Source organism: Staphylococcus simulans (assembly GCF_003043455.1).
GTDB lineage: Bacteria > Bacillota > Bacilli > Staphylococcales > Staphylococcaceae > Staphylococcus > Staphylococcus simulans_A.
This window is the reverse complement of record NZ_PZGG01000027.1, coordinates 21,184-31,957: the sequence shown is the minus strand read 5'-3', so window position 1 is coordinate 31,957 and position 10,774 is coordinate 21,184. Positions and strand designations below refer to the sequence as shown.

General features: G+C 36.3%; 10 protein-coding genes. 1 reads left to right on the top strand and 9 read right to left on the bottom strand.

Annotation, left to right across the window (positions count from 1 at the left end):
- Nucleotides 1-1,315 (top strand): hypothetical protein (locus tag BU038_RS06435; RefSeq protein WP_158262790.1); only part of this gene is annotated, 1,315 nt, incomplete at its 5' end.
- A 165-nt stretch (nt 1,316-1,480) separates the two neighbouring features.
- On the opposite strand, the gene BU038_RS06430 is transcribed toward BU038_RS06435, so the two are convergent.
- From BU038_RS06430 to smc, 9 genes are all read right to left on the bottom strand, one after another.
- Complete coding sequence (locus BU038_RS06430; protein ID WP_107605328.1) at nt 1,481-1,795, bottom strand: YxeA family protein; 315 nt, start codon at nt 1,793-1,795, stop codon at nt 1,481-1,483.
- A 178-nt stretch (nt 1,796-1,973) separates the two neighbouring features.
- Nucleotides 1,974-2,324, bottom strand: a complete 351-nt coding sequence (rplS, locus tag BU038_RS06425; protein ID WP_107605327.1) for a 50S ribosomal protein L19 — start codon at nt 2,322-2,324, stop codon at nt 1,974-1,976.
- A gap of 105 nt (nt 2,325-2,429) precedes the next feature.
- Complete coding sequence (gene trmD / locus BU038_RS06420) at nt 2,430-3,167, bottom strand: tRNA (guanosine(37)-N1)-methyltransferase TrmD (protein ID WP_107605326.1); 738 nt, start codon at nt 3,165-3,167, stop codon at nt 2,430-2,432.
- Nucleotides 3,164-3,667: a ribosome maturation factor RimM gene (rimM, locus tag BU038_RS06415; protein WP_002480674.1), complete on the bottom strand. Its 504-nt coding sequence runs from the start codon at nt 3,665-3,667 to the stop codon at nt 3,164-3,166. Before rimM ends, trmD begins: the two co-directional genes overlap by 4 nt.
- Before the next feature lie 112 nt (nt 3,668-3,779).
- Nucleotides 3,780-4,058: a 30S ribosomal protein S16 gene (gene rpsP / locus BU038_RS06410; protein WP_107605325.1), complete on the bottom strand. Its 279-nt coding sequence runs from the start codon at nt 4,056-4,058 to the stop codon at nt 3,780-3,782.
- A 162-nt stretch (nt 4,059-4,220) separates the two neighbouring features.
- Nucleotides 4,221-5,588, bottom strand: coding sequence for a signal recognition particle protein (gene ffh, locus BU038_RS06405; protein ID WP_107605324.1), 1,368 nt, complete (start codon nt 5,586-5,588; stop codon nt 4,221-4,223).
- 13 nt (nt 5,589-5,601) lie between these two features.
- Nucleotides 5,602-5,934 carry a putative DNA-binding protein gene (locus BU038_RS06400; RefSeq protein ID WP_002480671.1) on the bottom strand — a complete coding sequence of 111 codons (333 nt, stop codon included), beginning with the start codon at nt 5,932-5,934 and terminating at the stop codon, nt 5,602-5,604.
- Complete coding sequence (gene ftsY, locus BU038_RS06395) at nt 5,921-7,168, bottom strand: signal recognition particle-docking protein FtsY (RefSeq protein WP_107605323.1); 1,248 nt, start codon at nt 7,166-7,168, stop codon at nt 5,921-5,923. The genes BU038_RS06400 and ftsY overlap by 14 nt, the downstream gene beginning before the upstream one ends.
- Nucleotides 7,165-10,734 carry a chromosome segregation protein SMC gene (gene smc, locus BU038_RS06390; RefSeq protein ID WP_107605322.1) on the bottom strand — a complete coding sequence of 1,190 codons (3,570 nt, stop codon included), beginning with the start codon at nt 10,732-10,734 and terminating at the stop codon, nt 7,165-7,167. Before smc ends, ftsY begins: the two co-directional genes overlap by 4 nt.
- Nucleotides 10,735-10,774 lie beyond the last annotated feature (40 nt).

Here is a 10,774-nt window from a genome sequence, read left to right as displayed (position 1 = left end):
ATACTGTTTAAATCAAAAATATCCACCATTAACGATATTTGAAGACTGGATACACAAAAAACTCATTAATTTAGCTTCAATAGAAGAAAAACGCAGATTATATGAAACAATGGATTTTGAAACATGTTTATCTGATCGTTATAGCACTCAAAATTTAGATTTTATTTGTGTAATGGCTAATATTAAAAATTATGAAGAGCTGACCGATGCTGAAAAATGTACATTTATTGCGGAGAAAGTAACGAGAGATTATGGCTTATTTGAAAAATTAATTCAAATCGTGCCACCATTACGCATCCTTTTTGCATATATGGTTTATGAAGATAGAAATAGCTTTGTAGGTGCAGAACTCCCTGGTGAGAACATTGCTGTCTTTATTTTATTTAGTGATATCGAACTTAATATGCTTTATTTACCTTGTGATTTATTTGAACATTTAAAACGATATTTCAGCTTGCGCGGCCTACATCCAGAAGAAATTCTAAAACAATCAATTGAAGATTTCACTGATCAAGAATTAGATGTCGAATTTCAGCAATCTTTGTTGAAAGCGTTGTGTCATAACAAATTATCAATCAGCCAAGTCAAAATGTTTCTACCCGCATTAATGCACGATAAAATTCATGACAATATCTTTGATGATTTATACACAGAAACCGATATTAAATTCTTTGAATCGCTTGTAAACTTATATGGCTTTATCCCTATTAAAATTGTGGTTAAACTCTATAACGTTTACTTTGAAGAGCATGAGACGAGCGAATCTATTAAAGATTTGATTAACTCAAAATATAAAAGTCAAATCTTTACTATTAGCGATAATTACCTTACGCACGTAACCTTAAAAGAAGCCTATCAAACACTCAACGCGTTATATGAAACTGTACCATACTATTTACCTTCAACATATATGGAATTGTTTAAAGCCGCTACTTCAGAAGACTGGGTAAAAAATAAGAAGTTTGAAGACAGCCTACTGTTTCTTAGAAGCAGTATTAACTTACAAGGAGAATCTTTTGATATTCCTGTATATATGGTTGAAATCGCTATTTTCGAAGACGTCATCCTTCCCAATATTAAAATGGTACCAAAAGAAGATGACTTAAAGGACGCAGTCCAAATGTGGAAAGCACAAGGTTTGTATAACAATGTTAAAACAAGACATCTCTTAAAACATGTTAAAATTGTATATTCTATGGTGAGATTATGGGCATACAGAGGCCATAACCAACGAGAATACAATGAGATCATCCATCAATATCATACACATCAACAACCAAGTGAAGATGATTGGAACAGTGACAAATCCATCTAAACTATATAAATAAAAGAATCGCCCACTCTACTAAAAGGGCGATTCTTTTATCGTTCATATGCTACTTTTGATAATTTAGCTTCTGAAGTATCTGAATACATATTAAATTCATTATCACGTTTAACACAGACGCTAAATTTAATCACTTATTAAAATCAATATTTCTTATTCTTTTACATCCTTGGGCAATGCTTCTAGATAATGAATTTCTTTCACATATTTCCCTTTATGAATAATCACGACATTCTCTTTTTGAGGATCAAAACCATTGAATGTAAGCTTATAAGGCACGCGTTCTCCATCTTTTGAATACGCTTGAACATTTTCATAAAACTGCGTACCTTTCTCAACTTTCGCATATGATTTTTCAGTCGTTAGAAACGGATTGACACGGTCTGTGAATTCGTTCCTGACAATACTGACTGCGACAATCGCAAAGAATAACAATATCGCAATCGTTACTAAAACCTTCTTTTTCATTTACTTCTACTCCTTCTATGATGATTTTCTAGTTGTACTTGTAAAAATAAAGACTTCATTTTATAGAATGCTTTCATTATACCTAATTTTTCAGAATTTTCATACGATATTCAAATAAAAAAAGACTGCTCCTTGATTAGGAACAGCCTGGTCTACTCGTATGTCTATCTGTCTAAAATTAGCGAATTTCTTTAATTCTAGCAGCTTTACCACGTAAGTTACGTAAGTAGTAAAGTTTAGCACGTCTAACTTTACCGCGACGAGTTACTTCGATTTTTTCAATTTTTGGTGTGTGTAATGGGAATGTACGTTCCACACCTACACCAGATGAAATTTTACGAACTGTGAAAGTTTCTGAAACTCCGCCACCGCGACGTTTGATTACAACACCTTCGAAGACTTGGATACGTTCACGTGAACCTTCGACGATACGTACGTGTACACGTACAGTGTCACCGGCACGGAAGTTTGGTAAGTCTGTGCGTAATTGTGATTTAGTAACTGCTTCGATTAATTTGTGATTACTCATTTTATTATTCTCTCCTTCAAACTATGTTCTTGCCTCGACAACAAAATAGCAGCGGATCATAGTGATTTTTCGTGCTTAGCACACTTAAATAATATTAGCACACTGCTATTTGGTTTTCAATTGGTTTTTGTAGTTTTCAAGTATTTTTTCATCTTCTGATGTTAATGGATACTTTGTTAGTAAATCGGGTCTTTTGACAAATGTTCTAATTAATTTCTGTTCATGTCGCCATGCATCAATATTTGCGTGATTGCCTGATAATAAGACGTCAGGTACTTTCATACCTTCAAATTCTCGTGGACGTGTGTATTGCGGAAATTCTAATAAACCGTCAGAGAATGAATCATCTTCATGTGACTGTTGATTGCCGAGTACACCTGGAATCAAGCGCACAATCGCGTCTGTCATGCTCATCGCAGGCAGTTCTCCGCCTGTGAGTACATAATCTCCAATTGAGATTTCATCAGTCACTAAATGTTCTCTGATACGTTCATCATAGCCTTCATAATGACCACAAATAAACACTAAGTGTTCTGCTTGGCTCAACTCTTCTGCTACAGCTTGCGAGAAAGGTTTGCCTTGTGGGCACATCAATATCACACGTGTGTCTTCTGTCGTCTCAAGGTCTTTCATCGCATTAAAGACAGGTTCTGGTTTCAAGACCATACCTTGACCGCCGCCGAATGGATAATCATCAACTTGATTATGTTTATTAATCGCATAATCTCTGAAATTGACGGTATTCACTGTTAGAATCTCTTTCTCTTGTGCACGCTTTAAAATAGAATGATTTAATACGCCATCAAACATTTCTGGAAACAGCGTTAAATAATCAATTTTCACTCGTCGAACATTCCTTCCAATGGCGTAATTTGAATACGGCGCCCTGAGACATCTACCTCTTGGACAACATCTGCGATATATGGAATCAAGTATTCTTTATCACCTTGAACTACCCATACATCGTTGGCACCTGTTTCAAAGATTTCTTTCACACGACCGATCGGTGTTTCACCATCGAAAACTGTGCAGCCGATAATGTCGGAATAGTAAAACTCATGTTCATCAAGTTCGATTGCTTCATGATCACGCTCTTGTGTCAGAATATCACCTTTAAAGTGTTCCACATCATTAATGTTATTGATCCCTTCAAATGTCAACATATGGAACCCTTTATGCATACGATAAGATGCGACCGTTAACGCAATTTCTTCACCTTTGTGATTCAAAGTCAAAACTTCACCAGGTTGAAAACGTGTGTCTGTAAAATCTGAATTAGATTTCACACGTACCTCACCTTTTATTCCATGTGTATTTACAATTTTACCGACTTCTACTTTCATGCACATTGCCTCCAATATTTGGTCTCGTGAAAAAAGCTCCAATACTTAATAATAACCCTAAGACAAGTGTATTGTCTCAGGGTTATGAGATTAAAGCAACTTATAGCTTAAATTACTTAGAGTGACGTTGGTCGTCGAATTTTTTCAAAATACCTTCTTTAGATAAGATATTGTGAACTGTATCAGTTGGTTTCGCACCGTTAGCTAACCATTTAAGTGCTAACTCTTCGTCGATTTTAACTGTTTGTGACGCATCTTTAGTAACCGGGTCATAAGTTCCGATTTGTTCGATGATACGACCATCACGTGGCGCACGAGCATCTGCTGCTACGATACGGTAGAATGGATTTCTTTTTGAGCCTAAACGTGTTAAACGAATTTTAACTGCCATGTATAATTCTCTCCTTTGAGTCTTTGTTTTCTTTTCTACAAGAAATAATAATAACAGGTATCAGAAAGTTTGTAAAGAGGTTTCTCTTTACCGATTTCATTTTTCATACTTGATGCACAGTAAAAGGTGTTGTAAGTCGCTGCTCACAACACCTTTTTTCGATTAGAACGGCAAGTTCATGCCTTTCATCATATTTTCAATTTGACTGCGTTTGCCTTTTTTACCTTTGCCTCCGCCAGTAAATTGTTTCATCATTTTCTTCATGTCATTGAATTGTTTCATCAAACGGTTAACTTCTTGAAGTGAACGGCCTGAACCTTTTGCGATACGTTTCTTACGAGAAACGTTTAAGATTTCTGGTCTTTCACGTTCAGCTAAAGTCATAGACTGGATAATCGCTTTGATATGATCGATTTGTTTATCGCTCATATTCAGTTTATCCATACCTTTCATTTTTCCCATACCTGGAATCATTTTCATGATTTCATCTAATGGTCCAAGATTTTTAACTTGGTCTAATTGTTCTAAGAAATCATCTAATGTAAATGAAGCTGTACGCATTTTCTTCTCTAAATCTTTTGCTTTAGATTCATCTACATCTTGTTGAGCTTTCTCGATTAAGCTTAATACATCGCCCATACCTAAGATACGTGACGCCATACGTTCTGGGTGGAATAACTCTAAACCATCCAGTTTCTCGCTGACACCAATAAATTTAATCGGCTTTTGCGTAACAGAACGGATAGATAAAGCGGCACCGCCTCGAGTATCCCCATCAAGTTTAGTTAAAGTAACACCCGTTACACCTAATTGATCATCAAATGATTGGGCAACGTTAACCGCATCTTGACCTGTCATCGCATCTACAACCAACATAATTTCATTTGGTTTAGACAATTCTTTAACTTCAGCTAACTCATTCATTAACTTTTCATCAATATGCAGACGACCTGCTGTATCGATAATCACAAAATCTAAATGTTCTTCTTTGGCATGTTTCAACGCATTGTCAACGATTTGTTGCGGTGGAACTTGGTCGCCTTCACTATAGACTGGAATGTCTAATTGTTTGCCGACTGTTTGAAGTTGGTCAATCGCTGCTGGACGATAGATATCTGCCGCAACCAATAATGGTTTCTTATTGTATTTCTTACGCATTAATAATGCTAATTTACCTGCAGTTGTCGTTTTACCTGCACCTTGCAGACCAACCATCATCACAACTGTCGGCGGTTTGTTTGCCATATTAACCGTCGCATTTTCGCCGCCCATTAATTGCGTTAATTCATCTTTAACAATTTTGATAACCTGTTGGCCAGGTGTTAAAGATTGCATGACATCTGAACCTAAAGCACGTTCAGAGACAGTTTTGATAAATGATTTTACCACTTTAAAGTTAACATCGGCTTCAAGCAATGCAAGACGCACTTCGCGCATCATTGCTTTAATATCCGCTTCAGTCACTTTCCCTTTTCCTCGGATTTTCTGCATGGTCGCTTGTAAACGATCGGATAATCCTTCAAATGCCATCCAAGTGACCTCCTTATTCTAATTCTTCTAGTTTTTCGATATATTGTTTCAAGGCATCCGGATCTTCAATAGATGCTTTCATTTGAGTATAAATTTCACGACGTTGTTCAAATTTTGAATAAAGCGCTAATTTCGCTTCATAATCTTCTACTAAATCACCAGTTCTTCTTATGTTATCATATACTGCTTGGCGACTCACATCAAAAGTATCTGCGATTTCGCTCAAAGAGTAATCTTCAAGATAAAATAATTCCAAATAATTACGTTGTTTTTTCGTCAATAAAGACTGATAAAAATCAAACAAGTAATTCATTCGCAATGTTTTAACTAAATCATTTTTGCTCATCAGGTGTGTCACCGTCGTTTTCTGTTGTTTCTGCTGTTTCTTCTTGATGTTCTTCAACTGTTTGTTCAATCATATCCGCAAATAAGCCGTAAACATAGCTTTCTGGATCGAATGGTTGTAAGTCATCTAATCGTTCACCTAAGCCGACATATTTAACCGGAATATGCAATTCGTTACGAATAGCTAATACAATACCACCTTTAGCAGTTCCGTCAAGTTTTGTTAATACAATACCTGTTACATTCGTTACATCTTTGAAGTTACGTGCTTGTGATAACGCATTTTGTCCAGTTGTCGCATCAAGACAAAGCAATACTTCATGCGGTGCATCTGGAACCGCACGTCCGATGACACGTTTCATTTTTTCTAACTCATTCATTAAGTTCGCTTTGTTTTGTAAACGTCCTGCAGTGTCACAAATTAAAATGTCGACACCTTGGTGTTTCGCCGCATTAATCGCATCATACATTACAGCGGCTGGGTCTGAACCTTCGCTTTGGCTGATAACATCGACACCAACGCGTTCACCCCATACTTTTAATTGGTTGATAGCACCAGCTCTGAATGTATCACCCGCAGCTAGCATCACTTTCTTACCTTCTGCTTTATAACGGTGTGCCAATTTACCGATTGTTGTCGTTTTACCGACACCATTAACACCGACCATTAAAATAACATTCAAGCGACCATCTTCTAAGTTCATTACTTCTGAATTGTCGTCTTCTTGTTGATAAATCTCTACGATTTTTTCAACAATAACTTCTTTTAAGTCTTCTGTTTCTTTAATGTTACGGCGTTGTGCTTCTGTACGTAATTCATCGACTAATTCCATCACTGTATTGAAACCGACATCGGCAGTAATCAGCATTTCTTCTAAAGCTTCGAAGAAGTCTTCATCCACTGTACGATAACGTGCAATCAAGTTATTTAATTGCTCTTGGAAGTTTTCACGTGATTTCTCTAAACCTTGTCTGAATTTCGCACCTAATTTTTGTGATTCAATTTCTTCAAACTCTTCAATTGAAATTAAACCGTCATCAAAATCGAAATCATCTTTAGGCTCTTCTTTTGGTTCTTCTTTAGGCTTTGCTTCAGGTAAAGTTGATTTTTCTTCTTTTTCAGCCGGTTTCGAGTCTTCTTCAGACGATTCCGTCTGTTCTAAGTCTTGAAGTTCTTTTTCTTCTTCTGTCGGTTTGCCCGCAAACTTATCTTTTAGTCGTTTAAAAAAGCTCATTTTTCTTCCTCCTTCAACACTTCATCTATCGTATTTAAATTCACACTTACCAGTTTAGATACACCAGATTCTTGCATTGTAATACCATACAGTCTATCAGCCGCTTCCATAGTCCCTTTACGGTGCGTAATCACAATAAACTGAGTCTTCTCAGATAATTGTCTCAAGTAATTCGCATAACGAATCACATTCGCTTCATCTAAAGCTGCTTCTACTTCATCTAGTATAACAAATGGTGCCGAACGTACTTTTAATAACGCAAACAATAATGCGATGGCACTAAGTGCACGCTCCCCGCCACTTAATAATGAAAGATGCTGCAGCTTCTTACCTGGCGGTTGTACAATAATTTCTACACCTGCAGTTAAATAATCATCATCCGTTAATTTCAACTCGGCTTGACCGCCACCGAATAACGATTTAAATACTTCTGAGAAATGTTCTTGTACCGCATGGAATGTTGTTTTAAATCGATCCATTACCGCTTGGTCCATCTCACGAATAATTTGTTCGAGTGTGGCTTTGGCTTCTCGTAAATCTGTACGTTGTTCGTCTAAGAAGGTAAAGCGTTCATAGACTTCTTCAAACTGTTCAATCGCATTCAGGTTAACTGGACCTAATTCTTCAATCGACATTTTCGTTAATTTCACTTTCTGTCGTAAAGCATCGATTGGTTCATCTTGTTCATAGAGTTCTTTCGCTGCTTCGAATGTTAAATGATAGTCGTCATTTAAATGATCCATACTATGTGAAATCAATACATCTAATTTGGATTGTTCTGCTTTGATATCTTGATAGCTGTTTTCAATCGATAAGATATCACGATGCGTTTCTTGAAGTTTTTCATCAAATTCTTCGATTGAGGCATTTGTCTCCTGACGTTTGCCTTTCAACACTTCTAAACGTTCATTTAAATCCGCTTTTTCTTGTTGTTTCAGTTCAATATCTTTTTGAATCGTTTCAAAAGCTTTTTGACCTGTTACTTCATCAGAGTTGAACAGCTCAATATCTTCAGCTAATTTTTCTTGTTGTAATTGATTCTGTTTAATTTGATTCTCAATACGTTCAAGTTGTTGACGTTGTGTTTTACTACGTTCTTTCAACACAGCTAAATCTGATTGTTTTTGATGCAGCTGTTGTTGTAATTGTGCAGTACTTTCTTTACCTTCTTTAGAAAGTTGCGTTAAGCTTTCGATTTGTTGCTCTAAGTCTTTTAACTTATTCGCTAACTGTTCTTTCTGTTGTTGTTTTGCTTCTAACGTTTTGCGGCTCTTCTCACTTTGATAGCCGTCATTTTTCTCAAATTCAAACTCTTCATGCTCGCTCTTGATATGTGCTTCGCTTTTTTTCAAACGATCGAGTTCTAATTCAATATTATGCACCGCTTGTTTCGTTTCATTATATTGTTGACTGATTTGTAGATACGTTTCGCTTAATTGATTGGCTTTATCTTTAACGGCTTGAACTTGACGTTCAAATTCAGCCGTCTGTTGTTCGAATTGTTTTAACTGTTCGCGCAGCTGTGTCAATTCGTCACGTTGTGCTAATATACTTTTAGTCTGACGTTGACCACCACCAGTCATAGAACCGCCTGGATTCACGATGTCGCCTTCTAGTGTCACAATACGTGTACGATAACGAATCGCTTGTGCTAATTCATTCGCATGTTTTAAATCATCAACAATAATCGTATTACCGATTAAGTTATAAATAATTGCACTATATTTGTTATCAACACCGATTAAATCTGCAGCCACACCGACAAAACCAGTTGCTTGTTGTGCAGTGTTCATAATGTCAGCTTGTAAACGTCTTGGTTGAATAACATTTAACGGTAAGAATGTCGCTCTGCCTAACCGATTTTGTTTTAAATACGCAATCGCTTGGCGCCCATCTTTTTCAGTGTCTACAATAATGTGCTGCATTGATGCACCTAATGCTGTTTCAATCGCTGTCGTTAATTCTGACGGAACATCAATCACTTCTGCCACTGCGCCATGGATACCGTTTAATGGATTATTTTTCGCTTTCAAGACATGTTTTACACCGTTGAAGAAATACGTATAGTCTTCTTCTCTACTAGTTAAACTTTCTATTTTCGCTTTTAGTTTATCAGTATAACGATACGCCTGATATAGCTTTTCTTCGTATTCATTTTGTTTGTTTTTTGCTTCAGTCAATTGGGTTTCATTATCTTTTTGTTGTTGTTCTAGTGAAGCTAATTGTTGTTGTTTTTCTTTTTGTTGTGTTGTAATTTGGTTAATTTCAGACTGAATAGATTTTAATTGATTGAACGCATCTAATAAACGACTGTCTAAACGATTTTGTTTGGCTTCGTTTTCTTCAATCGTGCGTTGTAAGAAACGAATATCATTATTTACCTCTGACTGTTCAGACATTAAATCATAATAACTGTTTTTAATCTCTTCTAATTGTTCTTCGTGGTCTGCGTCTGATACATACAATTGATCTTCTAGCTTTTTCACTTCTGCAGATAAAGTTTGTTGTTTTTCAGTTAATGCTTGTTTATCAGCTTTTGCTTGTTTTTGTTCTTCCATCAGTTGCGCATATTGTGCTTTTAGCGCCTCTTGTTCTTCTTCATAACGTGCATTCGTTTGTGATTGGTTACGTTTACGCTCTTCTAACACATTCAGTTGACCAGATAATTTTTCTGCTGCTTCTGTTGCTTGTACTAACTGATAATTCAAACGTTCAATTTCATCGTTTTGTTGATTCAATTCACCTTTATAATTAGCTAATGTACGTGAATAACGATTTTGATCCGCTTCTTTTTGTGCTTGTTGACTCTTTAAGATGTTTAAGCGTTCATCTGCTTTACTGATAGCTTCGTTATACTCATTAATATCATGAACAGTAACCAACACATCACTTTTCTTCATTTCTTTAGATAAATGTTGATACTCTTTTGCGATTGCTGCTTCTTCTCTTAAAGGTTCTACACGACCTTCTAAATCATAAAGAATATCTTCAACACGATTTAAGTTCTCTTCTGTTTGATCTAATTTTTGAACAGATGCTGCTTTTCGTTTTTTATACTTTAATACACCTGCAGATTCTTCAATGATTTGACGTCTGTCAGCTGGTTTCGCATTCAAGATTTCATCTACACGACCTTGTGAGATAATACTGAATGCTTCTTTGCCGAGTCCTGAATCTAAAAAGAGATCCGTGATATCTCTTAAACGGGCACGTTCGTTATTTAAATAATACGCACTCTCGCCGCTGCGGTACAGCCTGCGTGTGACGATGATTTCATCTTCTTCAACGTTTAATTGATGTGCATGATTATCTAATTTTAATCGAACTTCCGCATAGTTTTGCGCTTTGCGATGTTCTGCGCCGGAAAAGATAATATCTTCCATTTTCGAACCGCGTAAAGATTTCGCAGATTGTTCACCTAAGACCCATTTGATGGCATCTGTTACATTACTTTTACCGCTGCCGTTCGGACCAACAATTGCTGTCACACCTTGATCAAAGTGGACTTCGGTTTGCTGCGCAAACGATTTGAATCCGACTGCATTGATTGATTTTAAATAAACCATACTTCACTCGTTCTCCCTATCACTGTTTGACACAGCTTGT

Coding starts and splice junctions, on each gene's coding strand:
- BU038_RS06430 (WP_107605328.1), bottom strand. CDS start 1,795: ATGAAAAAGAAGGTTTTAGTAACGATTGCGATATTGTTATTCTTTGCG.
- rplS (WP_107605327.1), bottom strand. CDS start 2,324: ATGAGTAATCACAAATTAATCGAAGCAGTTACTAAATCACAATTACGC.
- rimM (WP_002480674.1), bottom strand. CDS start 3,667: ATGAAAGTAGAAGTCGGTAAAATTGTAAATACACATGGAATAAAAGGT.
- rpsP (WP_107605325.1), bottom strand. CDS start 4,058: ATGGCAGTTAAAATTCGTTTAACACGTTTAGGCTCAAAAAGAAATCCA.
- ffh (WP_107605324.1), bottom strand. CDS start 5,588: ATGGCATTTGAAGGATTATCCGATCGTTTACAAGCGACCATGCAGAAA.
- BU038_RS06400 (WP_002480671.1), bottom strand. CDS start 5,934: ATGAGCAAAAATGATTTAGTTAAAACATTGCGAATGAATTACTTGTTT.
- ftsY (WP_107605323.1), bottom strand. CDS start 7,168: ATGAGCTTTTTTAAACGACTAAAAGATAAGTTTGCGGGCAAACCGACA.
- smc (WP_107605322.1), bottom strand. CDS start 10,734: ATGGTTTATTTAAAATCAATCAATGCAGTCGGATTCAAATCGTTTGCG.